Below are 20,053 nucleotides of genomic sequence, written 5' to 3' on the forward strand. Positions count from 1 at the left end.
ACTGTCTCTGTTCACTCCACAGGACGGCGACCCACAAAAATCATGCGTGGAGAAGTCTGCTCGTCATATTTCTCTTCATCATAGCCGCCATGTACCTGATCTACCCGGAGTCCGGCGGCACTTAACATCTGACTCAGTTGATCCCGTGTGTACAACTTCACACGCTCCTGATATACCCGCGGTTCATGTCCGGATGTGGTATCCGTAATGCGAATTTCCTTTTGCACAAATCCTTCCTCAATCTTGCGGAACTCCTCAATTCGCTGCCCTTCATCCTCTCGAACCGAGTGCGGTACCAGATGACGAGTCACATAAGCCGTATTCATAAAATCAATTATAAAGCTGCCACCCGGGCGAAGCATACGATGAATGGCACGTAATACTTTCAGTTGTTCTCCGTCCTCCAGGAAATAACCAAACGATGTGAACAGATTAACTACAGCATCGAAGCCACCTTTCAACGGCAGTTCACGCATGTCTGCGTGACACCAAGATACTCGGTGTTCGGTGTCCATTAGGCGCGCTTCATGTAGAAGCACATCGGAAAGATCAACTCCGGTCACTCGCAATCCTGCGTCAGCAAGTGCCATGGAGTGCCGTCCCATACCGCAGCATAGATCCAATACTTCAGCATTGGGCTCAAGCTTCAACCAATTAATCATTTTATGTACTTCCTGATGGGCACCCTGCACATCCCGGTGCTTGTATACGAGAAGATAATCTTCTCCAAAACTCTTTTCATACCATTCCGTCATCCATTCTCGCCCTCCACGTGGTCACTGGCTCTCTATCTATAGTCGCTGTTGTACAAGCCTGATCATTTCCACTAGCTTTAATGTATTGTAACGTCTTTATTCTGCAAACTCAAAAAATTCCAGTAAGTTTCCAACATTGAAGAGCCAAAATGCACACGATATAATGTTAGACATACGCCAGCAAATCGGTTAATTATAAGAGGTTGTTCAAAAAGCAACAGGAGGTGTTCTTATGATTCACATCGGACTTACCGGATGGGGGGATCAGGAAGATCTCTACCCAAACCGCACCAAAGCCAAAGACAAGCTCAGTCTATACGGACAATACTTCTCCACCGTGGAGGTGGATAGTTCCTTCTACGCCGTTCAGCCGCGGGATCGAATGGCACGATGGGCTGCCGAGACGCCCGAATCCTTTGCTTTTATCATCAAAGCCTATCAGGGAATGACCGGACATCTGCGGGGCAAGCCCTACTTCACCAGCACGTCGGAGATGTATAAGGCTTTTCGGGAATCACTGGAACCGGTCATTGAAGCTGGCAAGATGCAGGCAGCCTTGTTTCAATATCCTCCTTGGTTTGAGTGCAATAAGGACAACGTGAAAGAACTTCGTGAAGTAAAACTTCGAATGGAGGGCATTCCGTGTGCTCTGGAATTCCGTCATCGTAGCTGGTATGAAGGTGACATGCGCGAGCGGACGCTTTCGTTCATGAAAGAGCAAGGCTGGATTCACAGTGTCTGTGACGAACCTCAGGCGGGTTCAGGTTCTATCCCCATCGTGCCACAGGCGACGGATTCCGAGATGACGCTGGTGCGTATGCACGGACGCAATGTGTCCGGCTGGCATCAGAATGGTGCGCCTAATTGGCGCGAGACCCGTTACCTGTACCGTTACAACAAGGAAGAATTGTTGGAGTGGAAAGGATATCTGGAGCAATTGCAGGAGCAGAGCAAGGATGTCTATGTTATTTTTAATAACAACTCCGGTGGCGATGCAGCGGCGAATGCCCAGATGATGATGGACCTGCTGGACCTGCCAGTGAAGCCTTTTCCTGACCGTACTGAACCGGAGAAGGAAGAAGGACCGGAGCAGCTGGAGCTATTTTAATGCGTGCTAAAAACGGAGTTATTCATATTATTGGGTGAAGGTAAGTGTATTTATATATTGCTTTATGCAGATCAGATTCGGGATTGGAATAAAACTAAAAGCGGCAAGCCTGAGGGCATTGCCGCTTTCTTTAGCTGGTAATCTACCTATAGAAGGCTATCCACATACATCCGTTCCGTTGCGTTGCGTTGCGTCAAACATCAGCGCTGCGCGGCTGTAACCGAAGAATCGATATGCGCCTCACGGAGCTGCTGATTCATTTTATGCGCTTCAATGCCAGCCAAGAGCACAATGCCGATTCCATGGGTATCGTTCAGATTCCACCCCAGATCATCGCGATAATACAAGGCGGTAAACGAGTACCCGGAACCGCGACATACCCCGTATATATTACCTTTATAGTCAATCGACAAACGCGTCATGCCTTCCCATCCTTTGCGTACGGCCTCCAGATAAGGCTCCGGTTGTTCTAGCCACCCTTCCCGAATTCCACGGGCATAGGCGTAGATGAACATCGATGTACAGGAGGTCTCTTCATACGAATCCGGGCGGTTTAGCACCTGATGCCAAAGTCCATTTTCCCCTTGCAGCGCCAGATAACCTTGACTTAAATCACGATAGAAACATAACAGTTCCGGCCGTTTCACATGATCATGCGGCAGAATGGACAACAGTTCGGTTAAGGAGAATAGCACCCAGCCGTTACCCCGTCCCCACGGAATACCTGTCGCCCGACCACGCACGAAATCATACACATGGGACATGATCTGTTGTTCGGGAAGGTAGAGATACTTACGGAACATCAGGAACTGATTGACCGCATCGTGCCAATACGCCCTATCTCCTGTCAGCTGACCATAACGCATCAGAAAAGGTGTACTCATGTACAAGTCATCACACCACATCGTCTCCTGACGCATCTCTCCACTGCCGCGAACCCGGTAAAAGGCACCATCCTCCAGACGCTCCTGCTCATCCGTAATGTAGCCCGCAATCCGATCCGCGGTATCTCTTCCCCCACGAATATCGCCAAACTCCATCGCAGCAAGCAGCGTAGACCCAAACGAACCGCAATCATCCAGGCTGTCGATGGCAGACAGTTGATTATTGATTCCTGCTGCACCATACCCTTCCCGATCCCAAAGACCATAGCGGTCAAATGAAGTACTCAGTTCAATATGTTGCCGCACGTACTGAATGTAATCATCCCGTCCCAATTCCTGTCCCGTCTGGAGTAGTCCAAGCAGGGTAACGCCGAGCGGATAATTCCACTTTCCGTAATGTGTATTTTCCAGGTAAGGACGAACATGGGTGTCGGGAAGATCTACACGCCAATACACACCTTTTGCGCCATCATCAAATACGGTATCGGTTCGCACGATATCGTCGTGGGATGGTTCAGCACCAGGAGCAAACACACCTGTGTACAGCCAGGGGTCAGAGCATCCCGCAACCGGATGAGGAGATTTCAATCTCCAGCCTGTGGAACCCGAACGCTCGGCATCTTCCAAAGTGAATCCCCATGAGCCGCCGACTTCCTGAATTTCACCTTTCGCGACCAGATCAGATGAACCGTAACGGCGAGGAAGTTCAACGCGGAAATTACCGCTGCTTCCAGCAGAGTATACTTCCGTACCATCCACATACAGAGTCAAAGCACCAGCATGACGGCCTTGTAAAATAACTGGCGTTGATCCTGGCAAGGTTACATCCAGTTTGGACCAGGCGTAAGCAACAGCTAATTGTTCTGTTCCAAAGATGCGGGCAAAAGAACCCATACTCTGCTCCTCTTCTGTCCAGCCCCTGCGCGGATACCAGGAAAGGCCCGTCTCTTCTTCCGTCATGCCGTCACGAGGAAGAGATACTAAAGGTTCATCGACGGGTTCGGAATATAACCAGCCCTCATGTCCCTGACGATCTGCCCCAGGAGTGAGGAAGTGGAGCGGGAAATTTTTGAATGAAGCTGTTCCGTAGATACCGCCGAATCCTACTTCTGTTTTGACAAAACACAGCAACACATCATTCCAGCCATAGTGAACGGAAATCGGAATCTGGGTTCTTCGCTCGGGAAATAACTCCTGCAACAACTCGGACTTAAACACCTCTTCACCATTCACATAGATCGTCACCGGACTATAACAGTTCAGACCCGTATTTAACGTTGTATTTTGCTCGCTCCATAACTTGCCCCATACATACACGTATTGCCCTGCACGCGCCTCTACGCATTTTTCATTCAGATTCAGGTCGTAACGATAATCGCCAAGCCTACGAAAACCTCCCTGATGATAAGCTCTGAACAAAAATGAATGTTTCGGATGATCACCAATATAACGCTGAGCCACCGTAGTCAATATATCCGGAATTGAATCGTACACCTTGCCTGCAATCGCCTCGTTCTCATGAAAATAACGAATGATCGTCAGCTCCCTTCCTTATACCTTGATTCGTTCGCTTAGCCGCAATGTCTCTCCGCCCTGCACTTCAACAACCTGCTGATCCGCTGTGAACCAAACCGGGATGGCAGACGGATTATGGATGATGGAGCGATCTGCTGAACACTCCAATCGTTGCACCGCTTTCCAATAGGCAATCACTTCGATGTTCGTGGCATACCAGATATCGTCCCTGCCGCCAATCTGCTCACCGAACTGTTCGATGATCTCCCAATTGTCGTTGTCATTGAACTCATAGCTGTGACCCCAGACGTAGAGCAATAGTGGCGTACCTGTTTTGGAATGTTGGATAAAACGTTTGGCATGCCCCGCCAGATCATGGTTATGATGACAGGTCGGGTGCCATTCAAGGGGACGGTCTGGCAACGTGTATCTGCCATGTGATTCAACGGTACGGGCATAATCAATGCCAAGCCACTCCAGCTTTGTACTTAACGCACGGTCATACCCTCCGTTGGGATAAGCCATGCCTCGTACCGGATAACCGACGAGCTGCTCCAATGCTTTTCGGTCTTCCATAATCTCTTCGGTCAATAGTTCATTCGGAACATAAGGCAGCGTAGGGTGAGTAACCGTGTGAACGGCTACTTCATGCCCCGTATACAGTTCAGCGACTTCCCCAGCCTCAATGCGGCCTGGATTACCCAGGGTACCGGAGTTCAGATTAAAGGTTCCCCGTAGACCATACCGATTACATATCTCCACTAGTCTGCGATCATGCACCACTCCATCGTCATAACTGAGCGTTAACGCTTTCATCAGGCCGCCTGGATAGCGGTCAAACTGAATACGATGTCCCATCCCTTACTTCCACTCCTTTATCCCAATTCTTCAACAGGTACATGACCGGCATCCTGTAATCGATGATGTTCCGAATCAAAATACGTACCTTCCAGCAGGCCAATCAATGTGTTGGTAATCCGCACTTCAATGTCGTTGTCTCCCGGACGCAACCAGGAGGCCTCTCCCTTCCAACGATACGGAGACCAGCATCTCACACCCAGACTATGTCCGTTCACCCGCACTTCCGTTACATCCTGCACACGCCAATCGCTAAATTCCAGTTCAAACGAGGTCATATCTTCCCCTGGCTCATCCAGCCAGAACGTACGTTTATAACTCATTTCCCCGGCAAAATGGGGATACAGCGGCTGCGGTTCAGGTCCGATACGAAGGGCCGTGTCCAACTCCCGTACAAGCGAAGCCATGCCTTCATGATGGAACTCCACGCCGAATCTTCCCTGTAGATACAAGGGATCCACGATGCCATTCTCATCTTTCGTTACCTGCACAATCACCGTCATTTCGTTGAGACCGCTGTGCAGCAGCTCCGTAATATCACAAGCGATATTATTGTGGTCGGTTATATCGATTGGATCGAACTGTTCTTTTCCAAGTGGTTGCCCATTAATCTCCAAGGACCAACTGCCCGAGATCGCCGCTCTATCCATGAATAACAAGCATGCAGGCAATGCCGTTCTTAGCTCAAATGTGGTCGTATAACGGCACTCGATTGGGTAAGCAACGGATGCTTTTTTCGGTGTGCCAAACACCTGATTAAACTGGACTGGCAGATGCTGCTGCTCCGATAATTCTGCCGCCTGATCAATAAACGGTTTTACAGCTACATGCTGGCTTTCCAGAATCACACCATTAGCATTGGAAGCCTGAAGATGGAATTGTCCCATTCGCAAAATGTTAGGCTGCACCGTTTCCAGTCGCCACGGCCCTTCTGAAGGGACCATGATCTTATGGGCCAGATTGGCCCCTGCCGAAACATCCGCTCCGAACGTCGAATCCGTTTTGTCTGTTACATCCACCTTCGTTGGTACCACCTCTGCCCCCGCAGCTTGTAAAGTAAGGCGTACAGCATGCGCTTCATAAGGCGCCAGCGTTAGTGAAATGCACCATTCCCCGCCACTGCTCGTATACGGCAATGCCTGAAGCTGCCCTGTCTCCAGATCAAGTCTTTCTGCCACCAGACTAGCGTTCTCTGCCAGCTCCTCTCCATCCCACAGCTGTCTGGCGACCAGCTTCAATTGCCCCTTCAGGTCCTGACCCTCCTGATTGGTCAAGAAAACCATATGCTCTCCATCGGACAATTGACGGGTGTGCATCAACAGGGATGCACTTTCTTCCTCCATGATCCAGCAGATGGGTTCCGGCAATACCTGATCTAGCAGGAGAGAGATCAGCTCCAGCGAAAAGTCATCTCCTTGCCCCGTTCCTGCGGGTAGAAAGTAGGCATTCCCCTCACCCTGATGCCACATGGTTTCACGGTTATCGTGATCTGTTGTCACGTTACGGCCCCAGTACACCTCTTGCGCCTGCTCGCCTGCACCAAAGAACTGGGCAGCTTCATCTCCCTCCGGACTTCCCGGCTGAATCGCAATATGCGGAGGCATCCCAACAGAAATAACAGTTCCTCCCTGCTGAACGAATCGCTTCACCTGTTCCCAGGCCACGGCCTCTAGATTCAGCATCGGTGGCAAAATCAGTACGTCATAACGGGCAACGCCGATCTGAATGATGCCATCCGTTAAGTCAGCTTCCGCCAACAATTCGGGGTCAAGGTGATCATAGTCACGTCTGTTTTCGAGAAGATGTGTCGTGATCCTCATCCAGTCCTTTGTCAGACGCTCCAGTTGCACACGTTCTGATTCGTCCTCGCCGCTATACTCAAATCCATGCAGCGGATTACCCATCAGACTCCAGAATGTCGTCGTTGGGTCAAGCACGGCAATACGAATATCTGCTGCTCCGGTGCTCATGAGATAGCTCAACCGTCCGGTGTAATCCCCCAACTGCCGGAAATGCTTCCAGTAGGGATTCTGTAAAAATTGAGATGGCGGTGCATCATGCTTCGTAAGCCCACCAATCGTATAGAAAAAGGCGTGAAAGTTATAAAAATTGGTGCCCATGGCAGCCATACGATCAATCATCCACTTGGCATCCTGTAGCGTCATCGACCAGCCTACACTGTGAAAACATTCAATCAGATTGCGGCTTCGGCCCAATTGCCGGGCAAGTGAACTGACCATCTTGGGATTGTCACGCATCTTTTGGCCGTATCGTTCCAGAATCCACGATAAGGACCGTCCGATTTTCTCATGTGCCGAATCACCGCCTGGCATATGGCTGAACAACTGGGTGGTCATCCGTACACCAGGCACTTCAGCCGCATACTGGATTCCTGCTTCCTCACACCAGTCATGCACCTGTTTGTGATAGGACTCCCTGAGAAGCAGATGGAGTGACTGGTAATAGTCATACCGAATCCGATGCGCGTCCGGAACATCGCCATATAGCAGAGCCGGTAGCGAATCGATCAGACTATAACCACAACGCTCACTGAAATAACGGGGAAGTTGTGGTGACCAGGGGATACGGCCCAGCGGTGCGATTTCATCCGAGAACATACCTTTGATCACGCTTTCAAATTGATCTCCAACTGCTGACTTATAACGCTCATGTGTCAGTTCAATAAAACGACTCATCGCTTCCTTGTGGCAAGGATCAACAAAGTTGCCGTAATATTTGAAATCATCGATCTCTTTTTCCTGAAATATAATCAACTCCCAATCACCCGGGGGAACATCCCACAACAAGCGGAACGCTGTTCGGTAGGTGAAGAACCGCTTACGGTTATACGATGTGAGTCCGGTCTCCTGATACACCTGATCGGTCTGGATATTGCCGATTTTGCTGCGCAAGTCAACGGATTCATGCCACAACCGTTTGCCCTGTTCATCTTTGGGAATCGCCTTGGCAACCAAGACTCGTCCCCATGGCAACTCCAGATCCACAGCTTCTCCGCCCTGAACCACCAACTGATGATGCACCAGCTGACGCTGCTTCGCTTCAGGGAAATCAAGGGTCACTTCCCCACCAGCCATGCCGCTTGGATATGGATATTCGTCATATAACCATACCTGCATGCCGTGAGCAGCCGCCGCTTCCACTGCAATCCGCACCTTATCAAACCACGCTTCCGACAGATAGGGAATTTGCAGTCCCTGACGTGGACAGATGAAGAATCCACCTACACCTTGCGCCGCCATCTCAGCCACTTGCCGCTTAACCTGTTCTTCTTCCATATCCCCGTTCCAGAACCAAAAGGGATGGACCCGGTACTGCGCCTCGGGATTTTCAAAAGCATCCCCGTTCCACATGTTGCCTTCCTCCCTGCGTGTCCAAAAGTGTGTGGTGTCCAGCTTTACCAATAACGTTCATTTAAGTTCATATAGGTTTGTTTCGCTTTGATTATACATCAAAAACCATATTCAGGAAGTCATAATTTCCAGAAAGTTGGATGAAATTTGGTTCACGGATCAAGCTATTACAGCGATAAGAAAAGCCCGGCTGTTTCCGTTACGCTGAAAGCACGGCTGCCGGGCTCTGGCTTATACGACTTAATTCAATGCAGCGTACAGTTCATTAACTTCTTTGACATAATCGTCTCCGCCGTTGTTCTTCCACAGAGCAACAGCATCTTCGAACCCTTTCTCATCAATCTGGCCTACGATATATTTGATCCGTGCATCGTTGATGATATTGTCCAGCTGTGGTCCTTTCTGGGCGTAAACATCAGAGATCAGCGGTTCGCCAGGATTGGCAATGACAATCTCTTCGTTGGCTTTCTGCACCTGTGCAACCTTTTCACGGACAGGTGTCTGTTGTACACGAAGCGTTCTGTCTTCCGGCACAAACATCAAAATCTGATTTAAACCCTGCAGGTCGCGCAGCGCCAGCTTGTCAGTGCTCGGTATGATGTAGTCTTCTTTTTTCTCGTATTGCTTGCCTTCCAGTCCGTTGTACAACAATGCCTGCAATTCCGGTTCATTCAGCTGATCGAGGAAGCTCAGTACCTTCTTCAGGTCTTCTTCCGTTTTGACACTGCTTTTGGAGATCGCAATCAGGCCAGAGTAGCCGGACGTTGGCATATCACGCAATCCCTTTGGACCTTCCATCGCTTGCAGCACATCCACACGTCCTGTCGCATTAGGGTCTTTATCGAGTATTTTCTGATCCATGCGCTGCGCATTATCTGCTACATCCACCATAACACCAGCTTGCCCATTCACAAATGGATCAGGCAGTTTCGTTGCATCCATCACGGCAAAGTCCTTGTTCACCAGACCTTCGCTATAGATTTGACGGAAAAATTTCAGGGCTTCCATGTATTCTGGTGTCTCATGCGCCGGGATCAGACCTCCGCTGCCATCATCTCCCCATTTGTTGGGTGCACCGAACCATACCTGCATGTTATCCCATGGACCCGTGAACTTGCTGGCAACCAGACCATACGTATCATCCTTGCCGTTACCGTCCGGATCATCTTTCGTGAACGCTTTCAATACATTGTAAAATTCATCAATCGTCTTCGGCTCTTCCAGCCCCAGATTCTCCAGCCAATCTTTGCGGATTGTGACCCCATTACGTCCTAGGGCGCGTGCCCGGTAGATTCCATAGGTTTTGCCATCGATTGAAGCATTGTTAGTGATGATTTCATTCATTTGGCTCAGATTCGGATAATCTTTCAGATAAGGACCAAGCTCCCAGAATGCTCCGGATCGGGCCGCATTAATAAAACTTGGGGACTTCCCTAACACCACCATAATCTGAGGCAGCTTTCCCGAAGCCAGTGTGATGTTGAATTTGTCTTCATACGAGCTGCTCGGCACCCACTGCAAGTTCACATCCACCTTGGTCAATTCCTTAAGCTTCTGGATGACCGGGCTGTTCTCCGGCGGATTCTCCGCTTCAAAGTTCGGAAGCATAATAGTAATTTCATCTGTTCCACCAGCAGCAGTTCCTGAACCTGCTTTGTCCGTGGAGCATGCTCCCAGAATTGTACTCAATACCAGTGACGCAGAGAGTAACAGTGCACCTTTTTTGAATCCCGTTTTTTGTCCCATACGTTCTCCCCCTTGGCTTTAGCCTTTGATTGAACCTAACATGACACCTTTGGCAAAATGCTTCTGCAAAAACGGATACACCAGCAAAATCGGAATGGTACCTACAACGATCACTGCCATTTTGATCGACTGCTCTGGTGGCTGTACAAAATTGGGATCCATGTTTGCCATATCTCCGACACTGGCTTGCGAGAGCAATACAATCTGTCTCAGCATGACTTGTAGCGGCCATTTGTCACTATCGGAAATGTACAGGAGTGCCGAGAAAAAGTTGTTCCAATGTCCCACGGCGTAGAATAAGGCAAACGTGGCAATGACCGGCTTCGATAAAGGCAGAACAATTCGCCACAGCACGCCAAGATCCGAACAGCCGTCGATGCGGGCCGCTTCCTCCAGCCCGGGCGGCATTTGCTGAAAAAAGTTTTTGACAACTATTAAGTTAAAAGCGCTGATCGCGCCAGGAAGCATAAGGGCCCAGTAGGAATCAAGCAGTCCCAGTCCACGAATGACGAGATACGTTGGGATCATGCCACCGCCAAATAACATCGAGAAAATCACCATGTTCATCATGACATTACGGCCCCAGAAGTCACTTCTGGATAGTGGATAAGCCATCGTTAATGTGAAGAACAGATTGACCAGTGTACCTGCCACCGTGATGAAAATAGAAACGCCAATGCTGCGAAAGATTGTGGACGAAGAAAAGATATACTCATACGCGCTGAAGGAAAACACCTTCGGAATGAGGAAGAAACTGCGTTCGGTGATCTCGGCTTCCGTTGCGAAAGAATTCCCTATAATATACAGGAAAGGAAGGACGGTTAATATGCCCAGAATCCCCAGCATGACGTAATTGAAGATATCAAATACCTTGCCGGCAGGGCTGTTGTATAGACGGCTGTTCATGGGCGCTCCTCCTTAATAAATTCCGGGGTGACCGAATTTTTTCGCAAGTTTATTACTGCCGAGCACCAGAATGATCCCCACCACAGACTTGAATAGTCCAACAGCGGTACTGTAACTGAATGCACCTTGCGTGATCCCCACCGTGTACACATACGTATCAAAAACGTCAGCGACATCCCGGTTGAGAGAGTTGGTCATCAGATAGATCTGCTCAAATCCGGTATCGAGGAAGTTCCCCAGTCTGAGAATGAGCAAAATGACAATAGTCGTGCGAATCGCGGGAAGCGTGATATGCCACATCCGCCGTAACCGTCCTGCGCCGTCTACAATAGAAGCTTCATACTGCTCCGTATCTACACCTGCGAGGGCTGCAAGGAAAATGATCGTGCCCCATCCCATCTCCTTCCACATCATCTGAACAATAATGAGCGGACGGAACGAACCCGGACTGGAGAGTACATCAATAGGCTTGCCTGTAATCCAGGCGATCAGGTCGTATAACACCCCGCCTTGCGGGGTCAGGAACACGTACGTGATACTGGCGATAATCACCATGGATACAAAATGGGGGACATAGACCAGCGTTTGAATCGTTCTTTTGAAGAAAGCGACCCGAATTTCATTTAATAACAAGGCGATAATGATCGGTGCCGGGAAAAAGAAGATAAGATCATACAGGGCAAGAACCAGCGTATTGCGTAATAGTCGGAAGAAGTCCGGATTGGAGAAAAAGTTCGTAAAGTTCTCTAGCCCTACCCAGTTACTCTCCCGGATGCCCAGGAAAGGCTGGTAATCCTGAAAGGCAATGATGATCCCCCACATGGGCAAGTATTTAAAGATGACAAAGTACAAAAAGCCGGGAAGCACAAGCACATATAACCATTTGTTTCGTTTGATCTGCCTTTTCCAATTGGACTCCTGTTTTAATGGTCTTGTTGCCATATCCGCTTGAGCAGTTGCAGTGCCGTTGGTATTCCAGTCCGTCTTCCCGTTCATCATGTCTCCCCTTTCTCAACGATGTAAGCGTTATCAATTAACCTGATACTCAGACTATACAGCCGATCTTTTTCCGGCAACCTTCATTTTTTGCATTGCTCCGGCACATTGGCCGAAAAGCCCGCTATAACGCCATTCCCACAAGAAATTGCACATAACGTAGCAGGTAGAATTGCACATTTTTGCGGGTTTATCCTTCTTTGTATCACAGTAAAAAAAAGAAAAAACCGACATCCACTAAAGCTGAATGCCGGTCTGAAATGACAAAAATATAAACGGTTATTGTCCGAACCATTGATCGCGATACTGACTCGGCGTAACTCCCTCCTGTTTCTTGAAGATCCGATTAAAATAACTGTGCTGATATCCCACAGCCGCTGCAACATCATTGATTTTCATCGTTGTCTCCCGTAACAATTGCTTCGCCGCATCCATTCTCACCCGTGTCAGATAATCAATAAAGTTGATGCCCGATACCTGTTTGAATGCCTTGCTCAGTGCATAGGGTGTCATCTGCTCCTCGTCAGCACAATTCTCCAGCGAAATGTCGCTGCGGTAATGTGTATCGATGTACAACATCGTTCGTTCCACCACCAGTTTCAGCGGTTCCTGCGATCGTACCTCAACCTCTTGTATATAAGGTATGAATACCTCACTCATCATCCATTGCTTCATCTGTACAGGTTCACGAATTCCGGATAATCGCTCATACATATTGCAACCACCAAACAGCTTATAAGGTGTGACTCCCGTTTGCAGCATCATGTGCTGAATGCTGCCGAGCAATTGAAGCATCATCTGTTGCACCTGAAATTCGGTACTGCCCGTCCGCGTAATCTCACTCATGAATTGTTCCAGCACACGTTCCGCTTCGGTTTGTTTGCCCAGCCTGACCGCCTGTAACAACTCCCGTTCCAGCCCAAGTGGATAGGAAGCTGCTTCATTTCTGCGGAAACATTCCTCATCCTCCAAATCGAGAATCTGACTTCCTTCCTCCACACTGCGATAAGCCACGGCCTGTTCCATCTCGACGAATCGTCCGGGCAGTTCCTGAAGTGAAGCTGCTGGGCGACTGACCATCAAGGTCACCTTCATTTTGAGCGTACGTCCAATGACCTCCACCAGTTCCTGTCCCCATAACAGCGCTTGTGATTTCACAGGTTCGTCCTGGGGAGCGATAACAAGCATGGCAGATGACAGGTCATGAAAGTTCATGACACTGATCTGTCTGAAATAATTTTTCGCCACTTCCTGTGTAATATTCACTGCTGCAAAGGTGACTAATCCCGTGTCCTTGCTTCCAAATCTGCCTTGCAGCTGCTCATATCCCGTAAAATACATCTGCACAAGCAAAAACTGCTGGCCCTCCAGTTCAAAACCAAGATTACGCATCCGCTGCTGTAGATCCTGCTCGTTATAGGCATATAGATGCCCCTGTACAAGTTGTAAGACAAAACTGTCGCGCAGATGGGGAAGCTGCTCCTGCAATTGGCGATGTGCCGTGACACTGCGGGAGGTCAGTTCGTTCCACTGTTGCTCCAGCAGCTCAAACTCGTCCAGCTTGGCATCCGTTGGTGTTGTTTCGTTTCTGCCAGGCGTAAGCAGATGCAACATCCGTGCTACAGGCGAATAGATGCGGCGTGAAGCAAACCAGGATAACAATAATCCCAGGATGAGACTACCTATACTCGCAATGACGATGATTTTGGACACCAGCTTGACTGGCGAAGTGACTGATGTCAAAGGCGCTGCGGAGACGTAAGTCCAGTCTGAATCGATCCGACTCAATGAGCCGTATGACACAGAATAGGTCTGATCCTCATATCGGAACAGGAATGAGCGGCTGCCCGCATGCAGGGCTACTTCTTCTTTTATCTGCTGCTCAAAAGCAGAAGTCTCTCCCGCCGTTCCCGGATTCCCGGTAACCAGTGTGTTTCCTTCCTGATCCATGAGGAACGTTAAACCTTCGTCGTAAGGAGTAAGCGTTTTCAACAAACTGGCAACTTTCTCGTTATCCAGCGTGATGATCAGTGCACCAAACGGATTAATGCTCTCCCCCGGTATCTTATGTACTAGAACAAGTGCATTGCCTGCATCCGTATGCAGCGGACTATCGTTAGTCGAAGGTTCGGTATCTCTGTTGATGCTGGAAACCCAGTCTGTCCAGTACACGTGGTTCCCCATGGAAAGGTATCGATCATATGCTTGTACTTTCGCTTCATCGTTCAATTCGGTATAATCCCGATTAAACAAGATTGGCTTCGGTTCCTGCAAATACAGCTGTGCTGACTTGATCAGTGGATGGGAACCTTGTAATACGTATAAGGTAGTCACAATCTCCTGCGTTTCATTAAAATAATACACAAAATCCAGTGTTCGCAGTGCATTGCCAAACCTCGGTTCAAAAGCCCAATGAGATAAGTTCATCTCCAGATAAGCCAGCTGGTCATCCACATTGCGTGCCCGGTTCTCGATCTGGTTCTGATGCATCTGATTGAACTCGGTCTCCATTCGGCCAACCACCTGTTGATACATGACGATACCTGTGATTAGCCCGGGAATGCTGGCAATGAGTAAAATCAGCATCAGGCTGTTTCGATAAAATCGCCCTTTATGCCTTCCAGCCTTCAAATCGGATAACCGCTTGAATCTGCCAAATATTCGATCGCTCCTAGTCGGTTCCATCGCTGCTCACCTGCCTGCTTGCATCGAGTCTGACTGTCATGGAAACTTCCTCAACTCCCCTGAGAATATATGGATGAAATCCTTTTCTTGTATTATACGCACAATCCTCAGGTGAATGAAACGATCTGTAACCGATCATTTTTTTAACCAATGTTTTATTAACATGACAAAATGGATTACAATGAGATATAGCAAACATGAAGGAGGCCTTTTTAATGAAAGAACAGACTTATTTTGAACAAAATAGAGAAAAACACCTGGCAGAACTGAATGAATGGTTGTCCATTCCAAGTATCTCTGCCATTTCAGAGCATAAAGAGGATATTAATCGTGCGGCACAATGGGCAGCAGATGCGCTCACACGTGCAGGCATGGAAAACGTAGAGGTCATTCAAACGGCTGGACATCCGATTGTCTATGCAGATCACCTGCATGCACCCGGCAAACCGACGGCTCTGATCTATGGACACTATGATGTACAACCTGTTGATCCACTTAACCTGTGGGAGACGCCTCCTTTTGAACCTACCGTTCGTGATGGCAAGCTGTATGCCCGTGGTGCAACGGATGACAAAGGACAGATCTTCTTACATATCAAGGCAGTTGAAGCCATCCTCGCCGAAAACAAAGAACTGCCAGTTAACATCAAGTTCTGTATCGAAGGCGAAGAGGAAATCTCCAGCCCGAACTTGCCCATCTATCTGAATGAACATACAGACAAGCTGCGTGCAGACATGATACTGATCTCGGATACGTCCTTGCTTGAAAAAGGTAAACCGGCGATCTCCACTGGCCTGCGCGGCCTATGTTCCATGCATGTGGATCTGAACACAGCCAATACCGACTTGCACTCCGGTTCATTTGGTGGTGGTGTACCTAACGCACTGCACGCACTCGTATCCCTGCTCGCTTCGTTGCATGATGAGCAAGGTCGTGTAAGCGTAGATGGTTTCTATGACGGCGTACTGCCACTGTCTCCTGAGATGAGAGAAGAATTTGTAAAACAAGGCTTCAATGAAGAACAGCTTCGTCAGGACCTTGGACTGGAGCAATTGTACGGCGAAGAAGGTTACTCGTTCGTGGAACGTGTTGGCGCTCGTCCAACATTGGAACTCAACGGTGTATGGGGCGGTTTCCAAGGCGAAGGTAGCAAAACGGTTATTCCGAAGGAAGCTCATGCCAAAATCACCTGCCGCCTCGTGGCGGATCAAGATCCACAACATGTATTGGACCGTATCGAAGCACATCTGCGTGCTCACGTTCAACCGGGTGCAACGCTGCATGTGAAACAGATCGAAAAAGCTTTTGCTTTCAATACCGATCCTTCCAATCCAATTCTGCAAAAAGCAGCAGATGCGTATGAGCACGTGTATGGCGTTCGTGCCCTCTTTACCAAAGATGGCGGCTCCATTCCGATTGTTGAGAAGCTCTCACGTGTACTCGAAATCCCTGCTGTCATGATGGGTTTCGGCTTGCCGGATGAGAACCTGCATGCACCAAACGAGCACTTCAACCTGGAGAACTTTGATAAAGGGTTGTTGACGATTGTTCAGTTCTTGAAGAGTTTGTAATAGTTCGGACTCGTCGTGTTTAAAACCAGTTCATGAGGGCGTGCTAAGTGGACGTTCCGGTGCCGAATCGTTCTTTAGATCGCTGTTATCGTCGGATTTTTTGGATTCCCCTTCTCAAAGGGTAAAATCCGACGATAAAGGCGAACGCTCCGCTTCTTCAGAATCGATTTCGTCCCCTTCACTACGTTGCGGCTTCTCGCAGACTGATTTTAAGATTGAGCCTAACTATTGAATGGTTAGTGTAATGGGGAGAACAAAAGGACGGCCTTCGGGTCGTTTTTTTGATTTATTTTATTTCTTTGTTTTTTTGTTTCTTTCGAAAAGTTGTTTCTTGTTTCTTTGGTGAAATTGTGGTTTTTTCATGGCTGCTTTTTATGATGGAGACGATGGAGACTTACTTTTAAATGGATTAGTGTATTAGAGGTAACAACATGGTGACCTTATAGGCCGTATCTTTGAATTTTGTATTCACCATTGCGTTTGCAGCTCGCTTTTTTATGGCTTCTTTAAAGAAATGGATCTGACTTTGATGGGTTAGTGTGATAGCTCACAGAACGATGGGCTTCTAAACATTTTTTCGATTTTTTTCTCGATAACTTCGTTATCGTTGTTCCTATGACTGATTTTATAGACGGGGGCTCGGTTTTAATGGTTTAGTGTATGGGAGATAACATACGCGACGGCTTATCGGCCGTTTTTTTAGATTGATCGGTATCCTTCACTAGGTTTCGGCTTTTACCCTGACTGGGCTACTTTATTGTGACTGGTTTTAGACGACGGCTAACTTTTAAGGGTTTTGCTAGAGATAACTCAAGCGGTGCTCTTCGGCTGTTTGTTTGAATCGATTGATATTTAGAATGCACCCTTATGGAGTATGATGTGGATCGGGTAACGAAGATGGTTGATAGCTACAGGGGGATTTATAGATGGGAGGATCTTTCGGGATTCCTGCGTTTTGACTTGCTTAGTACTCAGGACTTCGGCGCGGGGCTTTTGCCATGAGTGTTTACGTGCTGTTGCGCCCCGGCAAGCTAATCCAAAATGATGAGGTGAATGTTGTGTCTGCTTCTCACCTAACCAAACATGCGCTGGCTCACTCGCTTAAATCACTGATGGAGCATACTCCACTGAACAAGATTACGGTCAAACATCTGGTTGACCATTGCGGCGTGAACCGGCAAACCTTTTATTATCATTTTCAGGATATTTACGCGCTACTTGGGTGGATCTATCAGACTGAAGCGGTGGAGAGCCTTACGGAGTACCGAAGCTACAGCACATGGACGGACGGATTCTATAAAATCTTTTGTTACATCGAGAACAACAAAACGTTCTGCTGCAACACACTCGACTCGCTCGGGCGCACCCACTTGGACACATACCTCTATGAAGTAACCCATGATCTGATCATGGGTGTTATTGATGAGCTGGCCTGTGGGATACAGGTCCGCAGTGAGGACAAAGAGTTCGTCGCCAACTTCTATACCTTGGCCTTCACGGGGCTGATCATCCAATGGATGAGGGGCGACATGCGAGAACCTCCCAAACATATTATTGAGATGCTCAGTGAGCTGATCGAAGGCAGTGTCCTGAGGGCACTGCACAGGTATGAGAATAAGCTGCCATCCACTTAAGGATGCGCGGCTTTTTTCATATGTGATCTAAGCCTAGGTTTTAGACATTTTTCCAAAAGTGACCAAAAATTAGACACTCCCGTTCTTTTGATCATACCTTACGGGACCTGCAAAGTTTACATTAGGGATGTGATTACAGAACCTTTTGGAGGCGAATGATCGTGAAGAAAGAACATGGTAATAAACAGGTCTATTTTGTAGGCGGTGGCATTGCATCATTGGCGGGTGCAGCTTATCTGGTCAGAGATTGTGGCTTTCCTGGAGAACACATTCACATTATCGAAGAAATGCCCATTCTCGGCGGTAGCAATGACGGGGCTGGCAATCCCGATCAAGGATATATCATCCGCGGCGGGCGGATGCTCAATGACGAGGCATATGAGAATCTGTGGGAGCTGCTGGCTTCCATCCCTTCCATCGACCGTCCGGGCATATCTGTCCGACAGGAAATTACCGAATTTGACGATGCCAATCCCACACATTCCAATGCACGACTCATCAACCGTGACGGGAAGGTCGAAGATGTGCTCTCGATGGGCTTTGATATGGCGGACCGTCTGGCGATGGGTAAACTGATTATTACTCCTGAAGACACGCTGGGTAAACTGCGCATCAACGACTGGTTTGGCCCTCATTTTTTCAAAACGAACTTCTGGTATATGTGGGCGACCACCTTCGCCTTCCAACCTTGGCATAGCGCCGTGGAATTCAAAAGATACATGCTTCGCTTTTTTCACGAATTCCCAAGAATTCAAACGCTGGAAGGTGTCACCCGCACACCGTTCAACCAATATGACTCGATTATCCTGCCATTGCATAACTACCTGGAACCGTTTGGCGTAGATTTCACGCTGAAATGTACGGTTACCGATCTGGATTTCAAAGACGGCGACGGCATTACAGTAAGTCGGATGCATGTGCTCAGGGGAGGTGAAGAGGAAGTCATTGACATCCTCGAAGGTGATCTCGTCATTGTCACAAATGGTTCAATGACCGAAGGAGCCGATATCGGCTCCATGACTTCCGCACCGAAACTGAATGGCAAGGGCAGCTCATGGAAGCTGTGGGAGAACATTGCCGCCAAGAAAGCGTTGCTGGGCAATCCTTCTTCTTTTAATGATCATGTGCATGAGTCCAAATGGGAATCGTTTACGGTCACCTTCCAGGATTCGGTCTTCTTCGATCTGATGGAGAAATTCACACGCAACCGGGCAGGCACCGGGGCTCTGGTTACTTTCAAGGATTCCAGCTGGTTCATGTCAGTTGTTCTGGCCTTTCAACCGCACTTCCGCGGTCAGCCGGAGCATGTAAAAGTATTCTGGGGATACGGATTATACCCGGATAACGTGGGCGATTACGTGAAGAAAAGAATGTGCGACTGTACCGGGGAAGAGATTATGCAGGAGTTGATCGGGCATCTTCATTTCCAGGAACATCAAGAGGCCATCATGGCTACCGCCAACTGTATTCCTTGCATGATGCCTTACATTACAGCGCAATTCATGCCTAGACTAAACAGCGACAGACCGAAGGTTGTGCCTGAAGGCTCCACCAACCTGGCCTTCATCAGCCAATTCTGCGAAATTCCCGATGACGTGGTATTCACCGAAGAATATTCAGTCCGAGCAGCACGGATCGCCGTATACACTCTTCTCGGAGAGAACCGGCCAATTGAGCCGATCAACAAGTATCAGTATGATGTTCGGACGCTGTTCAGCAGTTTTGTGACTTCGTTTAGATAACTAGTTATATAGAGGATTCAAATATAGGATGAAAGAATGGTTGGATTAATCGGTGGATGGGGATAGATCTTTGGAGATATCTGTAGAATTCGGTGAGTAACTTTGTGATCTTTAGGAAGCTTTGTTATCTTAATTCTATTGATTGTGCCAAGTTAGTAAGATATGAGTTACTACATGAGTTAGCTTCAGAAGCTTGCATCCCCGTTGAACGAATCAATGAGTGAATATGGTTGTTGCTGAACTGAAGAGTCGTTGTATAAAGCAAATAAAGAGAGTTCCGTC

12 protein-coding genes are annotated in these 20,053 nt (G+C 48.4%); 4 read left to right on the forward strand and 8 right to left on the reverse strand.

Annotation, left to right across the window (positions count from 1 at the left end):
• Nucleotides 1–11: 11 nt before the first annotated feature.
• Nucleotides 12–755 (reverse strand): class I SAM-dependent methyltransferase, encoded by a 744-nt coding sequence (locus tag MKY44_RS22665; protein WP_341008690.1) that lies wholly within the window; start codon nucleotides 753–755, stop codon nucleotides 12–14.
• A gap of 232 nt (nucleotides 756–987) precedes the next feature.
• On the opposite strand from MKY44_RS22665, the gene MKY44_RS22670 reads away from it, so the two are divergent.
• A complete protein-coding gene (locus MKY44_RS22670; protein ID WP_341008692.1) occupies nucleotides 988–1,863 on the forward strand; it encodes a DUF72 domain-containing protein in 876 nt (291 codons plus the stop codon).
• A gap of 200 nt (nucleotides 1,864–2,063) precedes the next feature.
• Here the strand turns inward: MKY44_RS22670 and MKY44_RS22675 are convergent, their stop codons facing one another.
• From MKY44_RS22675 to MKY44_RS22705, 7 genes are all read right to left on the reverse strand, one after another.
• Nucleotides 2,064–4,241, reverse strand: coding sequence for a glycoside hydrolase family 88/105 protein (locus MKY44_RS22675; RefSeq protein WP_341008693.1), 2,178 nt, complete (start codon nucleotides 4,239–4,241; stop codon nucleotides 2,064–2,066).
• A 57-nt stretch (nucleotides 4,242–4,298) separates the two neighbouring features.
• Complete coding sequence (locus MKY44_RS22680) at nucleotides 4,299–5,120, reverse strand: polysaccharide deacetylase family protein (RefSeq protein ID WP_341008695.1); 822 nt, start codon at nucleotides 5,118–5,120, stop codon at nucleotides 4,299–4,301.
• Between the two features lie 17 nt (nucleotides 5,121–5,137).
• Nucleotides 5,138–8,491 carry a glycosyl hydrolase gene (locus MKY44_RS22685; RefSeq protein WP_341008697.1) on the reverse strand — a complete coding sequence of 1,118 codons (3,354 nt, stop codon included), beginning with the start codon at nucleotides 8,489–8,491 and terminating at the stop codon, nucleotides 5,138–5,140.
• 240 nt (nucleotides 8,492–8,731) lie between these two features.
• Nucleotides 8,732–10,237 carry an extracellular solute-binding protein gene (locus MKY44_RS22690; protein ID WP_341008698.1) on the reverse strand — a complete coding sequence of 502 codons (1,506 nt, stop codon included), beginning with the start codon at nucleotides 10,235–10,237 and terminating at the stop codon, nucleotides 8,732–8,734.
• 18 nt (nucleotides 10,238–10,255) lie between these two features.
• On the reverse strand, nucleotides 10,256–11,143 hold the full coding sequence (locus tag MKY44_RS22695; RefSeq protein WP_017692544.1) for a carbohydrate ABC transporter permease: 888 nt from the start codon (nucleotides 11,141–11,143) through the stop codon (nucleotides 10,256–10,258).
• 12 nt (nucleotides 11,144–11,155) lie between these two features.
• A complete protein-coding gene (locus MKY44_RS22700) occupies nucleotides 11,156–12,085 on the reverse strand; it encodes an ABC transporter permease (RefSeq protein ID WP_026081491.1) in 930 nt (309 codons plus the stop codon).
• Between the two features lie 333 nt (nucleotides 12,086–12,418).
• Nucleotides 12,419–14,824: an AraC family transcriptional regulator gene (locus MKY44_RS22705; protein WP_341008700.1), complete on the reverse strand. Its 2,406-nt coding sequence runs from the start codon at nucleotides 14,822–14,824 to the stop codon at nucleotides 12,419–12,421.
• Nucleotides 14,825–15,039: 215 nt separating this feature from the next.
• Between MKY44_RS22705 and MKY44_RS22710 the strand changes: the two genes are divergently transcribed.
• From MKY44_RS22710 to MKY44_RS22720, 3 genes are all read left to right on the forward strand, one after another.
• Complete coding sequence (locus MKY44_RS22710) at nucleotides 15,040–16,395, forward strand: dipeptidase (RefSeq protein WP_036605860.1); 1,356 nt, start codon at nucleotides 15,040–15,042, stop codon at nucleotides 16,393–16,395.
• 998 nt (nucleotides 16,396–17,393) lie between these two features.
• Complete coding sequence (locus tag MKY44_RS22715; RefSeq protein WP_341008701.1) at nucleotides 17,394–18,029, forward strand: TetR/AcrR family transcriptional regulator; 636 nt, start codon at nucleotides 17,394–17,396, stop codon at nucleotides 18,027–18,029.
• A 155-nt stretch (nucleotides 18,030–18,184) separates the two neighbouring features.
• Entirely contained in the window at nucleotides 18,185–19,771 is a 1,587-nt protein-coding gene (locus MKY44_RS22720) for an oleate hydratase (protein ID WP_341008702.1), read from the forward strand.
• The last annotated feature ends 282 nt before the right edge of the window (nucleotides 19,772–20,053 follow it).

This window comes from Paenibacillus sp. FSL R7-0026 (assembly GCF_038004485.1).
GTDB classification, from domain to species: domain Bacteria; phylum Bacillota; class Bacilli; order Paenibacillales; family Paenibacillaceae; genus Paenibacillus; species Paenibacillus xylanexedens_A.

Coding starts and splice junctions, on each gene's coding strand:
- MKY44_RS22715 (WP_341008701.1), top strand. CDS start 17,394: ATGAGTGTTTACGTGCTGTTGCGCCCCGGCAAGCTAATCCAAAATGAT.
- MKY44_RS22685 (WP_341008697.1), bottom strand. CDS start 8,491: ATGTGGAACGGGGATGCTTTTGAAAATCCCGAGGCGCAGTACCGGGTC.
- MKY44_RS22705 (WP_341008700.1), bottom strand. CDS start 14,824: ATGGAACCGACTAGGAGCGATCGAATATTTGGCAGATTCAAGCGGTTA.
- MKY44_RS22695 (WP_017692544.1), bottom strand. CDS start 11,143: ATGAACAGCCGTCTATACAACAGCCCTGCCGGCAAGGTATTTGATATC.
- MKY44_RS22710 (WP_036605860.1), top strand. CDS start 15,040: ATGAAAGAACAGACTTATTTTGAACAAAATAGAGAAAAACACCTGGCA.
- MKY44_RS22680 (WP_341008695.1), bottom strand. CDS start 5,120: ATGGGACATCGTATTCAGTTTGACCGCTATCCAGGCGGCCTGATGAAA.
- MKY44_RS22665 (WP_341008690.1), bottom strand. CDS start 755: ATGACGGAATGGTATGAAAAGAGTTTTGGAGAAGATTATCTTCTCGTA.
- MKY44_RS22720 (WP_341008702.1), top strand. CDS start 18,185: ATGATCGTGAAGAAAGAACATGGTAATAAACAGGTCTATTTTGTAGGC.
- MKY44_RS22700 (WP_026081491.1), bottom strand. CDS start 12,085: ATGGCAACAAGACCATTAAAACAGGAGTCCAATTGGAAAAGGCAGATC.
- MKY44_RS22670 (WP_341008692.1), top strand. CDS start 988: ATGATTCACATCGGACTTACCGGATGGGGGGATCAGGAAGATCTCTAC.
- MKY44_RS22690 (WP_341008698.1), bottom strand. CDS start 10,237: ATGGGACAAAAAACGGGATTCAAAAAAGGTGCACTGTTACTCTCTGCG.